Genomic DNA, 13,802 nt, shown 5'->3' with positions numbered 1-13,802 from the left:
GAGGCGGGGCATGGCTGATTATTTAGGTTCTTGTCTGTGTGGCGCGGTGACGTTTGAGATGACCGGCGCGTTTGAAAGCTTTTATCTGTGTCATTGCCAGCATTGTCAAAAAGATACCGGGTCGGCCCACGCAGCCAATCTATTTTCAACATCCGCTAGCTTATCTTGGCTGTCTGGTGCAGATGCTGTCGTGTCCTTTACCCTTGCTGGTACTCAGCATCACAAGAGTTTTTGCTCGTTGTGTGGTTCAGCATTGCCAAACACTCAGATTGCAGGGCTGCTCGTTGTTCCTGCCGGGTGTTTGGACACGGAGATTACTATGCTGCCGACGGCGCATATCTTTTGTTCCAGTAAGGCAGAGTGGGATGACGCTTTAGAAGCGGTGCCAGCCTTTGCGCGGTTACCAGGCTGAACCACGATCCTGGGACAGGCAATTGGTGGGGCTGTATGTCGATCCTGCCGGACGCTCGGCGGCAGAGTGGCTTGGTGGCCTTTGTCGCTAACTCAGTGCGGCACCGGACTGGTCGCCGCGTTGGGCGGTAGCAAGCGCATCATCTAATGCGCCCACTGACCTAGGCTCAGTTGCTGCTGGTACGCGATAAGGCCAGCGGGCATCCAGCGAAAGGCAATTGGATCTCCATGATTAGCTAAATCGATTAGACGCAGGCGCTGATATGACTGCCGCCAACCGGTATGATTAGGTGTAATGAGCCGCTCTAGGACGGGTGTTTCTTGTAACGACCTCAATTGCCGAGACGTTGTAGTCTGACCTCACCAGATACAAGGGAAGTCGGATCACTCAGGCTTTTTTGCTCATTCATATTTTGCCCTTGGCCGAGATCGTTCGATGCGAAATGCTCTGCGGCCTATCGCTCTGCTCCTTCGTGTTGGCATCCGCGACCTGCGTGTACGGATGCCTTTCCGCTAGATATCAGGTACTCAATCATGAAAAGCGTTAAAACATTTTCAATACTTGCGTTATGGCTGGCCTCAGGTGCGGCGTTGGCTGCCTGTGACGAAACTGACAGTGATCGTAGGCCATCGTCGCGGTTTGTCCTCAATGGCGGCGAAGCCTATGACCAGCAGACCGGATTAACGTGGAGCCGCTGCACTGCAGGTAGCACCTGGTCGAGTGATGCTGGCTGTACCGGTGACGCGAAGCTCATGCGATTGGATGAAGCGAAACAGTTTGCGCAGGAGATGGGCGGCGGCTGGAGACTTCCAACGATTGCTGAGCTTCATAGCATCTCGAACCGCAATGTGCCAATCCTGCGATCAACTCCACCGTGTTTCCAGCGGTGACCGATTTCGGAGAGGGGGCACCCTACTGGAGTGAAACCCACTTTGAGGAAATGCCCCAACTCATTTACTTCATCGATTTTCTTGATGGTGCGGTAGATGCGCACAGTGAAGGGTTTGCACTGGCTGTGCGTCTGGTACGTAGTGAATGACGGGTTTTGGATCTGACGCAGGTCTATCGGCCGTTGGGCAGGCCTGTGTATATAGTAGACAAAGGCAAGGATGGGTTACGGAGAGCCGGTGTGGTGATGGCGATCGCCAATAGGCGCTGTGAGATGGAGAGCGTGATGGACGTCAGGAAGTGCGCACGATTACTGATCGTAAATGAACTGGATCAGTTGCTTTTATTTGAATACAAAGATGAGCATTGCGCAGAGCCTTTCTGGGCGACTGCAGGTGGAGAGCTCAAAGAGGGCGAAACGTACCTGGACGCAGCCAAGAGAGAGCTTTACGAGGAAACGGGGCTTGAGTGCGCGATAGGGGAATTGGTACTGGAGCGTGAGGATGTTTTTGCTGTGGCATTGTCGGTTCCCGCTATATGGCAAGAGCAGTATTTTCTTGTTCAGTGCGAGTCGGATAATGAGGTTTTCGCGGCCTCGTGGACCGAAGAAGAGAAGGCCACCATACAACGATGGGCCTGGTGGTCCCTTGAAGATATGCGCAGAAATAGGGCGCTTTTCAAGCCGCTTATATTGACTGAATTGCTGGAAACCGTTTTAGCAAGCAGGGGTAGTGCGTAACAACCTTCTGTGTATGTCTACTTGGGTTGGCTGCTTTTTTCTGGAGAGGCGATAGATGTGTCACAAGACGCCCGGTGACGTACTGAGTTCTGCACCGGGCGCAAAGACGCCAGGCTCTGCTTATCGTGGCGAGCGTAATGTTATACAAATAAAAGATTATTCCTCAGATAAGGCAAGGGATATAGCGGACTTATTTTACCAGTCTGTTCATGCGATTGACTCGTCGTTGTATTCGTCTGCGCAAAAAGCGGCCTGGGCTCCTGCGCCTGTTGACTATGAAATGTGGCTTGAGCGGCTGAATATAAAAAAGCCCTTTTTCGCGCTAATTGAAGGTCGCGTTGCTGGCTTTATCGAATTGGATGCTGATGGTCATATCGACTGTACCTATACTCATCCGGATTTTCAGGGGCGAGGTGTTGCCTCCGCGCTGTATGAGCATCTGCTTGCGCGTGCAAAGGCTAACAATATGGAACGCTTATACGTTGAAGCTTCGCTCATTGCCAAGCCTTTCTTCGAGCGCCGTGGGTTTTCGGTGATCAAGGAAAATGAAGTTAAGCGAAATGAGATATCACTGGTAAATTTTTCAATGGAAAGGCTGCTGTAAAGAATATTGGGTTGAGTGTTAACACATTTTTTCAGATATCAAATGGCAAGGTTATGAAAGAAATAGCTCTATTTTCTGTTGCGTTGCTGCTGGGTGGTTGTGCATACGGCATTGTCGACCGCAGCAATGAGGTGCGTAATGCTGAGACGCTGGCAACCTGTTATGTCACAGTAAAGCCCGCCTTTCTGTATGAGGCTCGATGCGCAGATTTGGACGCGAGTGGTTTTGGAGACAGCACGTTTTGTACTGGCATCCAGGGGTTTGATCCGGCGCCCTACGAGGTTGACAACCACACCTATCATTATGAGTATCCCAAGTCGTGGGCGGCGTACCTTGATGCAAAAAACACATGGGACGAAACGTTATTTAAAAAGCTCTTATTTGAAAAGCAACGAAGTATTATTGCCCCGGTTAACGTCGGTACAACATTAGAAATTACCGGTGTCTATGAGTACCCGCGTGGCGAAACCGGACGGGTTCTTATCCTGAAGACCAGATTGACTAGCGGTGAGTTCAACGGTACTGAAGTTGAGCTTCCATCGCGTGGTGGCTTTTCTGATGCAGGGCCGGATTGGGTGCGGCAATGGACTTATCGGCCAGATCAAGGCATCGAGCTCTCTTCTGAGTATCTTGAGCCGTGTGACAATCAATCTGTCGTCAATCGCGTCAAGTAACAGGCTGCAGCCAGTCTGGTTACAGCGCGGATGTCAGATACTAAGAGGTAGGTGATGAAATCAGGGGTATTAATATTTTTCTGCGGCAAAATGGGGGCAGGGAAGTCCACACGATCGCGCGAACTCTCCCGGGAACGAAATGCGGTACTGCTGTCGGAAGACGAGTGGCTTGCAGCCATTTACCCGGATCGCATTAAAACCTTGAACGATTACATAACGTATTCCGAGCTGCTAAAGCCCCAAATTAAGAAGTTGGTTCAGTCGATCCTGTCAACCGGAACTAACGTGGTGATGGACTTCCCGGCAAATACGGTTTCACAGCGGGCGTGGTTTAAGAGCATTTTTTCTGAAATTCAGGCTGCACATGAATTGATTTACATTGATCAGTCTGATGAGACCTGCTTGAAGCAAATCGCCAAACGGCGAATGGAGCAGCCTCAGCGGGCGGCAACGGACACTGAGGAAATGTTTGAGGTGGTTACCAGGCACTTTGTGGCACCCGCGCCAGAGGAAGGCTTCAACACCATCGTAGTTGCAGCCGAGCGCTAAGGAGCGTAGACCGTGCGCGAACAGGCACGTTTGTCTGATCTCGCGCTGAGACTGAAAGGGGCGGGGCTGCTGAGTTGTGCGCAAAGCCTTTTAGACGATCGGCCTGAAAATTCGCCGGTTGGACATCACAAGAAATACAAGTTTAAAGGAGGTACGTGGCATTTTTCTTGCTTTCTGGTTTAACCTCCGGGTTCGCAGGACGAGCTCAGTTTCTTCCTCTGGTTTGGCAATCAGTATAAAAGGGGCTGTTGATGAAAGGAGCATGTCTCTGTGGCAGTGTAACGTTCAAAATTGAAGAGCCAATACGAAACCTCTATCAATGTCACTGCTCGTTGTGCCGTAAAGCGACTGGAGCAGCGGCCAACGCTGCCACCTTTGTGCAACGTGCCGCTTTTCATTGGCTTTCAGGTGAAGGGCTTATAACGTCCTATAAAAGAAAAAGCGGTTTCCGAAGTGACTTTTGCTCTATCTGCGGAAGTCCGGTTCCCAATAATGTGTCGAATAGCTCAATGGTCTGGATCCCGGCAGGTTTGCTCGAAGAGCCTGTCGCGTCGCAGGTTTCTGTTCACCTGCATACTCGTTCTGCTGCGCCTTGGGAGCGGGAGTCTGCCGAGTGCATTCGGCTTGAAGGTGGTGCTAACAGCCTGGCGTCACTTAATAACTTGTTGTAGCCATTCTGGCGGCCGCCCAAGGCAGTGGCAGCGCCATAATTTTGCTGCCGGATTATGGTATGGATCGCATGGAAAATTATTTTGATAGCCCATTCAAAGGGAAATTACTCACGGAGCAGGTCAAGAACCCTAATATCCAGGTAGGTCGTTATAGTTATTATTCAGGCTACTACCATGGACACTCATTTGATGATTGCGCCCGCTATCTTCTGCCGGATCGTGATGATGTCGATAAATTGATTATTGGCAGTTTCTGCTCCATCGGAACTGGCGCCGCCTTTATCATGGCGGGCAATCAAGGCCACCGATACGACTGGGTTACGTCGTTTCCTTTTTTTTATATGAGTGAGGAGCCTGCTTTTTCTGAAGCCGTTGATGCCTTCCAGCCTGCGGGTGATACCGTCATAGGAAGCGATGTGTGGATTGGCTCTGAGGCAATGATCATGCCTGGCGTTAAGGTCGGGCATGGCTCAGTCATTGGCAGCCGCTCTCTGGTGGCTAGGGATGTTGAACCTTATACGATCGTGGGAGGGAACCCGGCCAAAGCCATAAGAAAACGTTTTTCAGAGCAGGAGATTGCCCTGTTGCTGGAAATGCAGTGGTGGGATTGGCCGCTGGACGACATCAAAGGGGCGATGCCTTTTTTGTGTTCATCGGACATTGCAGGCCTTTATCGGGCCTGGAAAAACTCAAGTGCTTGACAAGCGGCTGCTGGCGTTCGCTCTAGGTTTGGTCGATATTTTCGGCGCCTAGCGATTAAAAGTCCGTCCCCCAACTGGGCGTCAGACCTGGAAAGAGACATCGATGTGGACACCTTAACGAATCATCAGTTACAGGCAAGTATTGTTGAGCTTGATCATGCCATTTATCTTCACGATCAGTGGTACAGGAATTTGTTGAGAACATTGGTTTCTCGCGTGCCACCAGATCAAGCAGATTTGCGTCTTGATGCGCACCTGCAGTGCCCTTTTGGAAAATGGCTTGAAGACCGTTCAGCTATCGTTTTTGACGAGGGCTTTGACTGTACGTCACTAAAAGGTGCGCACGAGACGGTACATAGCGTTGCGCGCGAATTCCTCCGATTGATTTCAGCTGGTTCGGTCATTCCGGTTGAAGAGTGGGATTACTTTGAGCGCTGTCGGGAAAAAATGCGGCTGGACATAATGGCAGCACGGCACAAGTTTGCCGAGGCTGTTAAAAATCGAGACCCACTTACTGAAATTGAAACCAGAGCTGGCCTGCTTGCAGAGCTTCGAAAACAGCAGGCTTTGGTGCAAAGGGGGGAGCAAGCCTGCGCCCTGGCTATGCTCGATGTTGACCATTTCAAGAAAATAAACGACTCGTATGGTCATGCTGCTGGCGACCTGGTACTCGTTTCAATCGTGCAGTGTGTAAAGTCCTGTTTGCGCCCCTACGACCTGATCTACCGGTATGGCGGAGAAGAGTTCATCATTTGCATGCCGGGCACAACCATTACTCAGGCAGGGGAGGTAATGGAGCGCTTGCGTTCAGCCATCTCCAAGTTGCGTTTTGGTTTTGGTCAGGCTCAAGTGACGGCCTCTTTTGGTGTCACCGTTCTTGGCGCATCTCTATCCGTGGAAGAGTCAATAAGTTGTTCTGATCAGGCGATGTATGAAGCGAAGGCTGCGGGTCGTAACCGTGTGGTGCTGCACCCTGAAGGTTGAGAGGCAAGACCCCGGGGCAGCATGCTTGATGGTGGTTAGATAACCTGGTGGGGCTGCTCAGTCTGCACCGCAGTCGGCAAGGTAGAGGTGTTGCTTCGTCGAAGAGCGTTACCGACCGCAGCGGCCAGAGGGAGAATGGCCGCTGCGGGTCGGGCGTTTAAAGCCCCAGATATTCGGCAATCAGAAACGCCTCGCCACGACCTTCGTGCTTGCCAAAGTAGCTGACGGCTTCGCGCACGTCGTCTTCGATATAGCCCACCTCACAGTCGATGTCGTATTGCTGGGCCAGACTGTTGAACAGGTTCACTGGCGGGTTGAGGTGAACTGGCTTCTTGATCGGTTGACTGATGCCCAGTTGCCAGTCTTCACAGTCGTCGCTTTCACAGTCGTTGATCAGGGTTACCGTGGTTGCTACGTTCTCATCGGCATATACCTGCAAGGCGGCTTGCAGCTCGGGCAGATTCTGTTTGAGCTTTTTTTCCTGCTTTTCATCAAGACGGTCGCAGGCGATGAGAATGTACACGAGCATGGTGGTTACCCAGGTTGGAGTCAGGTGGCACTCTAGCACAGGACGATTCAGCCTTTCCCTGCACACCGTCAGATAGTGCCTTATCCGCTGCTGGATGCACCTCTTCGCAGTGTCCGTGCCGGCGTTTCCCCGAAGCGTGCTCGGTAGGCGCGAGAGAAGTTGCTGACGTGGCTGTAGCCAACTCGCTCGGCAACCTCACGCACGGGCAATTCGCCTGTTTCCAGCCAGCGGTTGGCTGTACTCATGCGTTCATTGCGCACGTACTCAGCGCAGCTCAGCTGGAATTTTTGCCGAAACAGTTGATCGAGGCGGTTCTCGGACAGACCTGCCATATCGGCCAGATTGGCCAGAGCCAGGGCGCCATCTAGGTTGTTTTCGATGTGCGCGATGATGTCGCTCAGGGCCTGCTTTTCCCAAACGATAATGCGATCTTCTGTATCGTTTTCCTCGCAGAACAGCTCGATGATTTCGGCAAGGAACAGGTTTGCAATACCTTCGAGCTTCAGTAGTCGGGTGCTGCCTCTGGCGTGGTTGTCGAACAGGTTGCTTGCCAATTGACGCAGGCGCGGGCTGGGCGAGAATGATTGGCCCAGCTGGAAGTCGCCAAACGCGCTGTCATGGAACAGCGACAGACGCTCCGGCAGTTGGCCGTTGAAGCGCGCTTGCAGTGGTGCCAGGGTCGACGCTACGCCCACATGGCGAATGAGCTGCCCCTTGAACAGATGAAAGCGGCTGCCTGATGGGTCAACCCGCATCAACAGTGCCGAATCCGGTGTCAGCGTAAAGGTTTTGCCGTCGGGGTAGGCCAGTTCGGAGCGGCCCTGCAGATGCAGCGCAGAGCCGATCCACGGCTCGCTGAAACTGTTCTGTACCTGCACGGAACAGTCTTCCAGCGCCTCATATTCCATCCGGTAGAGCACTATGCCACTGGCGAATTCCAGACGTTCCATACGACCGCGAATGCCCGGCAGGTCGATTGCCTGACCACCGCTCATGTCTGCCTTAACTAGTGGCACCTCCGTGCCGCTTCCGTGTTTTTTTATCATGGCTGAATACTACCGGAATTCACCGGTTTGGCAGCCAATACGGGGGAAATGATAAGAACTCGGAAAATGATGTATCCGCCAAGTGGTTCCTAACCGCACTGATCTCTACCCTACATCCCAAACGGAAATCATCACGCAGGGGAGCTGTCATTGCCCAATCCGGGCCGGACATCCCCCGGGGAAGGGAGCGCCATGAATCACATCTTCAAAACCGTTTTCAATGCTGCGCTGGGCGTTTGGCAGGCCGTATCCGAGTTGGCTCGTGGCTGCGGCAAGGGGCGAGGTAAGCAGGGCAGCGGCACACTACGCAACGGGCAATGGCGGGGCGCTTCAGGCATGTTGCTGTTGTTGTACGCGGCACCTGGGTCTGTTCTGGCTGCGACCCTGCCGCAAAATGGTCAGGTGATCGCTGGCGATGTATCCATCAGCCAGCCCAGTGACCACACGCTCACCATCGAGCAGGGCTCAAACAAGGCCATTATCGACTGGCAGTCGTTCAGCATCGGTGAAGGCAACACCGTCAACTTCGACCAGAACAGCAGCTCCGCCGTGGCGCTCAATCGCGTTATCGGCAACGATCCCTCGGCGATTTACGGCAACCTCAATGCCACCGGCAAGGTGTTTCTGGTCAACCAGAACGGGGTGCTGTTTGCCGAAGGGGCCAGCGTCAATGTGGGTGGCTTGGTGGCTTCCACGCTGGATATCGACAATCAGGACTTTGTCGACGGCAACTACCGTTTTGAGGGCAGCGGCAATCAGGCGGTGATCAACCGTGGCACCATCCATGCCGATGGTGGCGCTGTGGTGATGCTCGGCGGCCAGGTGAGTAACGAAGGAGTGATCCGCGCAAACCTGGGCAGCGTTGCCATGGCGGCCGGGGAGAAAATCCAGCTGGATTTTGCCGGCGACGGTTTGATCAACCTCACCATTGAGCAGGGCAAACTCAATGCTCTGGTGGAAAACCACGGCGCGATCCAGGCCGATGGCGGCAGTGTTTACCTCACCACCCACGCCGCTGATCAGGTGCTCGATTCGGTGGTCAACAACAGTGGGCAGATTCGTGCGCAGACCGTGGCCGAACGCGACGGCAAAATCGTGCTGCTGGCGGATATGCAAAGCGGCACCGCCACTATCGACGGCACGCTGGACGCCTCAGCGCCCACCAGCGGCGATGGCGGTTTTATTGAAACCAGCGGTGCTCACGTCACGATTGCCGACAGCACACAGATCACCACGCAGGCTGAGCATGGCGAGACCGGCCGCTGGCTGATCGACCCCAACGACTTCACCGTCGCCGCCAGCGGCGGTGACATCACCGGCGCCACGCTGAGCAACCAGCTTGCCAGCACCGACGTCGAGATCCAGAGCGTCAATGGCGCCACCGACGGCAACGGCGATGTTTTCGTTAATGACAGCGTCAGCTGGAACGACAACACCCTCACACTCAGCGCCGAGCGTGATATCCACGTCAATGAGTCCCTTAACGCCAGCGGCACCGCCGGTCTGGCGCTGAAATACGGCCAGGGCAGCAGCGATGGGGTGATTAACGGCACCGAAGCCCAATACCGGGTCACGGCGCCCATCAACCTGGCTTCAACCGGCAGCTTCAGTACCCAGTTGGGTGGTGCTGGCCCTGTCGTCGACTACACCATCATTACCGACGTAGACGCTTTGCAAGGCATCAACAGCGGGCTCACAGGCAACTACGTGCTGGGCGCGGATATTGATGCCAGCGCCACGGCAGGCTGGAACAGCGGTGCGGGGTTTAATCCGATTGGTAGTACTTACAGCAATAGTTTCCAGGGCGTGTTTGATGGGTTGGGGCATGTGATCAGTGATCTGTTTATTGATCGGGAGACCACAGATTGGGTCGGCCTGTTTGGCTACACCGATGGCGCAACGCTGCGTCAGGTGGGTTTGGAAAACATTGATATTACGGGCCGGGATTACGTTGGGGGGCTGGTGGGTGGGCTGCGTGGCAGCAGTGTCAGCCACTCCTATGCCACCGGCGCGGTGACGGGGACGCGTTATGTTGGGGGCCTGGTCGGTGACAGCTTCAATGGCCGCGTCAATAGCAGCATCAGCCAGTCCTATGCCACCGCTGCGGTGACGGGGACGAACCGGGTTGGCGGTCTGGTCGGGTATCAGTACGGCAGCATCAGCCAGTCCTATGCCACCGGTGCGGTGACGGGGAGTAATCAGTACGTTGGTGGTCTGGTCGGGTATCAGAACGGCAGCATCAGCCAGTCCTATGCCACCGGTACGGTAACAGGGGGGATTGATGTTGGCGGTCTGGTCGGGGGTCAGGATAGTGGCAGCACCACCAATAGCTACTGGAACACCGAAACAACCGGCCAGGCAACGAGCGCCGGCGGCACGGGCCTGACCACCGCCCAAATGTTCTCCGCCGACAGCTTCACCGGTTTCGAGTTTGGCGAGGTGTGGGGCAATGCTGGTGATCAGACCACGCCTTATCTACTGGGGCTGTCGGGCAATCAGGTCTTTAACCGCCATGACCTTCCCAGCGGCACCATCACCGCAAGCAATCGCCCCGACGCCTATAACGTCATCCTCACTCTGCAACAGCTGCAAGCTATCAACAGCGGTCTGACCAGCAACTATGTGCTGGCGGCGGATATTGATGCCAGCGCGACGGCAGGCTGGAACGGCGGTGCGGGGTTTGTGCCGATTGGGGATGACGCCAATCGATTTAGTGGCGTGTTCGATGGGCTGGGGCATGTGATCAGTGGTTTGTTTATTGATCGGAATGCGTCCGACCACACAGGTCTGTTTGGCTTCACCAACGGCGCAACCCTGCGCCAGGTGGGGTTGGACGGTGTTGATGTTAGGGGGGGTAGCTTTGTTGGCGGCCTGGTTGGGTATAGCAGGTACAGCAACATCACCCAATCCTATGTCAGCGGCGTGGTTCAGGGCCTGGACAATGTCGGCGGTCTGATTGGTTATCAGGAGAATGGCGATACGAGCCAATCCTATGCCGCCAGTAGCGTGCAAGGAAGTAGATACGTTGGCGGTCTGCTGGGCTGGTCGGAACGTGCCCTCATCCGCGAGTCATATGCTGTTGGCTCAGTTGCTGGCGATGATTGGATTGGCGGTCTGGTCGGTTTAAACCGTGGCGGCATACGGAATTCCTACGCGACAGGCGCAGTGGCAGGGGGCACTTACGTAGGTGGGCTGGTTGGCCAAACCTTCTTCGCGATTGTTGACAGCCACTGGGATAGCGCCTCCACCGGGCAGATTGGGAGTGGGGCATCTGGCGGCGTGGCTGAGGTGACAGCCTCTAACCGCTACAACCACAGCGCCTATCAAAATCTCGGCACCTGGGAGCAGCTATACGGCGACGTGTATATAGCCAAAGACGGCAGCGGCAATCCCACCTGGGCCATGATCGAAGGCTCCACCCGGCCGTTTTTGTACAGCGAATACAGCACCACCATCCGCAACGCGCACCAGCTGCAACTGGCCGCGCTGGATCTGACCGCAGACTACACCCTTGCAGCTGATATTGATGCCGGCATTGCCAATGGCAGCAATGACTCGGGCATGTGGAGCACTGCGGGGTTTGATCCCATTGGTGATTTAGCCAATCGATTCGGCGGCGGCCTAGATGGTCTTGGGCATGTGATTGGTGATCTGTTTATTGATCGGCGAGCCACAGACTATGTTGGATTGTTTGGCTACACCGATGGCGCAACGCTCCGCCATGTAGGGCTGGAAAATATCGATATTACCGGGCGGAGCTATGTTGCGGGTTTGGTTGGTAATAAATTTGATGGTGATGTCAGCAATGCCTATGTGACAGGGAGGGTGACTGGCGCGGAGAAACTTGTGGGCGGCCTGGTCGGTATGCAGTGGGGCAGCAACGCCAGCATCAGCGATGCCTATGCGACAAGCACGGTGACTGGTGGGGGAGATTTTGTTGGCGGCCTGATAGGTTTTCAGGAGGTAGGCAGCCATGTCAGCCACTCCTATGCGACAGGCGCGGTGACTGGGGGTAGAGCGGTTGGTGGCCTGATTGGAGCCCAAAGGAACAGCAGCGTCAGCCAGTCCTATGCCACGGGCGCGGTGACAGGCGCTGATAGGGTCGGCGGCCTAGTCGGTTTTCAGGCGAGTAGCACCATCAGTAACAGCCACTACCTGCTCACGGATGACCGCACCATCGAAGCGACGGCGGGGTTGGTCAATACCCTGGGTGGCGTCAAGGTGGCAGATAACGTTTCGGGAGCCACCCTGAGCCTGAAGGCCAGCGGCGATGTTAACGTCAGCGACAGTGTTGCACTGGAAGACAATGCACTGCTGGTCGAGGCCGAAGGCGATGTTCACCTCGCGGCGGGCGCTGTGCTTTCCTCTGATGCGGCGGGCGATGCTCTGGTGCTGAGCAGTAGCGCGTTTATTAACGAGGCCGGGAGTGCTGCTGTACAGACCAGCCATGCAGATGGTCGCTGGCTGATCTACAGCGATAACCCCGATGACAACACCTTTGGTGGTCTGGCCAGCGGTAATCAGGCGCTCTGGAATACCAGCTGGAGTGGCTCGCCAGCTGTCACGGCACCGGGCAACCGCTATGTGTTTGCCATGCAGCCCACCCTCACGGTCACCGACAATGTTAACTACACCAAAACCTACGGTGACATATTCCCCACGCCGGTTGCCGGCACCGATTACACGCTGAGCGGGTTTGTGGACGCTGCCGCTTACGGCAATGTGTTCACTCAGGACGACGCCAGCAACATCGGTGCACCCACACTTGTCTCGGCAGGCACTGCTGCAAGCGCGAATGCGGGTAGCTACGGGCTGACCTGGCAGGTCGGCGATCTGGACGCCACGGGTTATAACGTCGACCTGACCGCTACCGGTGGTACGCTCACGGTGACACCGAAAATCATTGATCTGATTAACGCCATTGCGCAGAACAAAGTTTACGACGGCGCCACCGATGCGGATGTGACTGCCGATCTTAGTGGTGTCATCAGCGGCGATGATCTGCAACTGGCCCTCACCGGGGCGTTTGATAACAAAAACGCTGGTACCGGCAAAACCGTGACCGTCAGCGGCTTGCTGTCGGGCGCGGATGCCGGTAACTACGCCCTGTCGGCGAACAGCGTCACGACCACCGCCAGCATCAGCGCCAAGGTGATCGATCTGATCAATGTACTGGTGCAACACAAAGTCTACGACGGCACGAGCGATGCGGACGTGACGGCGGCTCTGGACGGGGTGGTCAGTGGGGATGACCTGCGGGTGAATCTGAGCGCCTGGTTTGCTGATGCCGAGATTGGCCAGGGCAAGACCGTGACCGTCAGCGGGGTGCTGGATGGCGCTGATAGCCATAACTATCAGCTCAATAGTCCAATTCAGATTCTGGCCAGCATCTTGGCTTATCTGCCGCCGCAGGGATACCAGGAGGCGATCAACTATCACCCCCCGCAACAGGGCGGAGGGCAATCGTTGCCGACGCCGGAGCAACAGGCGCTGCAGCTTGAGGTGCAGGGCGATGGTCTCAATCTGTCAGGGTTGGGCGGGGCGGTAACGTTGACTGTTCCAGCTGCTCCGGAGCGTCCGCTCGCGTTGCGGCTTAACGCGTTGCAACTGCAAGCGGCGGGCCTTTCAGGTCGCGAGCTCGGCAGGACGGATGCCGCCACTCAGGGCCTGCTGGGGGCGCTGGCGGCGTTCCTGAAAGCCAACCCCGAGGCGCGGGTTCAGTTGATGGAACAGGCCGGCGAGGCGGGGGCGAGGGCAATCGATCCGCCGCGTTTTATCGCCCATGCGCAGTCTGTTGCCAAGCTGCTGCAGCGCTTTGGGGTGTCGGCCGAGCAGCTGCAGGCCGGCGCAGCGGATAAGCCGCAGCCGTTCGGCACTGACACTCTGCAGTTGGCCATGGCGGTTAATCGCCGCGCTGACGCTCAAGCCGAATAGATCAGACCGATCAGAGGGATAACGCCAGGTCCAGTGTGGCCTGGCGGTTGTTGTCATGGAATAAATCGAGG

General features: G+C 55.5%; 13 protein-coding genes. 11 read left to right on the top strand and 2 right to left on the bottom strand.

Annotation, left to right across the window (positions count from 1 at the left end; genetic code table 11):
* Positions 1–10: 10 nt before the first annotated feature.
* The 10 genes from C1949_RS05850 to C1949_RS05805 all read left to right on the top strand — a co-directional run bounded on the left by C1949_RS05850 (position 11) and on the right by C1949_RS05805 (position 6,222).
* Entirely contained in the window at positions 11–412 is a 402-nt protein-coding gene (locus C1949_RS05850) for a GFA family protein (protein ID WP_104737544.1), read from the top strand.
* 533 nt (positions 413–945) lie between these two features.
* Positions 946–1,302, top strand: a complete 357-nt coding sequence (locus C1949_RS05845) for an Lcl domain-containing protein (protein WP_104737543.1) — start codon at positions 946–948, stop codon at positions 1,300–1,302.
* Positions 1,299–1,451 (top strand): Lcl C-terminal domain-containing protein, encoded by a 153-nt coding sequence (locus C1949_RS05840; protein WP_170063010.1) that lies wholly within the window; start codon positions 1,299–1,301, stop codon positions 1,449–1,451. The genes C1949_RS05845 and C1949_RS05840 overlap by 4 nt, the downstream gene beginning before the upstream one ends.
* Positions 1,452–1,547: 96 nt before the next feature.
* Positions 1,548–2,039: an NUDIX hydrolase gene (locus C1949_RS05835; RefSeq protein ID WP_229744358.1), complete on the top strand. Its 492-nt coding sequence runs from the start codon at positions 1,548–1,550 to the stop codon at positions 2,037–2,039.
* Between the two features lie 55 nt (positions 2,040–2,094).
* Complete coding sequence (locus tag C1949_RS05830; RefSeq protein ID WP_211287087.1) at positions 2,095–2,643, top strand: GNAT family N-acetyltransferase; 549 nt, start codon at positions 2,095–2,097, stop codon at positions 2,641–2,643.
* Positions 2,644–2,696: 53 nt separating this feature from the next.
* On the top strand, positions 2,697–3,317 hold the full coding sequence (locus C1949_RS05825; RefSeq protein WP_104737541.1) for a hypothetical protein: 621 nt from the start codon (positions 2,697–2,699) through the stop codon (positions 3,315–3,317).
* 54 nt (positions 3,318–3,371) lie between these two features.
* Positions 3,372–3,866, top strand: coding sequence for a P-loop nucleotide/nucleoside kinase family protein (locus C1949_RS05820; protein ID WP_188656498.1), 495 nt, complete (start codon positions 3,372–3,374; stop codon positions 3,864–3,866).
* A gap of 251 nt (positions 3,867–4,117) precedes the next feature.
* Positions 4,118–4,537 (top strand): GFA family protein, encoded by a 420-nt coding sequence (locus tag C1949_RS19825; protein ID WP_104737539.1) that lies wholly within the window; start codon positions 4,118–4,120, stop codon positions 4,535–4,537.
* 68 nt (positions 4,538–4,605) lie between these two features.
* Positions 4,606–5,238, top strand: coding sequence for a type B chloramphenicol O-acetyltransferase (gene catB, locus C1949_RS05810; protein ID WP_104737773.1), 633 nt, complete (start codon positions 4,606–4,608; stop codon positions 5,236–5,238).
* A 105-nt stretch (positions 5,239–5,343) separates the two neighbouring features.
* On the top strand, positions 5,344–6,222 hold the full coding sequence (locus tag C1949_RS05805; protein ID WP_104737538.1) for a diguanylate cyclase: 879 nt from the start codon (positions 5,344–5,346) through the stop codon (positions 6,220–6,222).
* A gap of 157 nt (positions 6,223–6,379) precedes the next feature.
* On the opposite strand, the gene C1949_RS05800 is transcribed toward C1949_RS05805, so the two are convergent.
* Together C1949_RS05800 and C1949_RS05795 are read right to left on the bottom strand one after the other, a co-directional pair.
* Positions 6,380–6,751 carry a hypothetical protein gene (locus tag C1949_RS05800; RefSeq protein WP_104737537.1) on the bottom strand — a complete coding sequence of 124 codons (372 nt, stop codon included), beginning with the start codon at positions 6,749–6,751 and terminating at the stop codon, positions 6,380–6,382.
* An 80-nt stretch (positions 6,752–6,831) separates the two neighbouring features.
* The gene (locus tag C1949_RS05795) at positions 6,832–7,767 is read right to left on the bottom strand and encodes a helix-turn-helix transcriptional regulator (RefSeq protein WP_211287085.1); all 936 of its coding nucleotides are present in this window, start codon (positions 7,765–7,767) and stop codon (positions 6,832–6,834) included.
* Positions 7,768–7,989: 222 nt separating this feature from the next.
* On the opposite strand from C1949_RS05795, the gene C1949_RS05790 reads away from it, so the two are divergent.
* Positions 7,990–13,731 carry a GLUG motif-containing protein gene (locus C1949_RS05790; protein ID WP_104737535.1) on the top strand — a complete coding sequence of 1,914 codons (5,742 nt, stop codon included), beginning with the start codon at positions 7,990–7,992 and terminating at the stop codon, positions 13,729–13,731.
* The last annotated feature ends 71 nt before the right edge of the window (positions 13,732–13,802 follow it).

This window comes from Halopseudomonas oceani (genome assembly GCF_002903165.1).
GTDB classification, from domain to species: domain Bacteria; phylum Pseudomonadota; class Gammaproteobacteria; order Pseudomonadales; family Pseudomonadaceae; genus Halopseudomonas; species Halopseudomonas oceani.
Note: the sequence above shows the minus strand (reverse complement) of the source record. Positions and strands in the feature narration are given on the sequence as shown.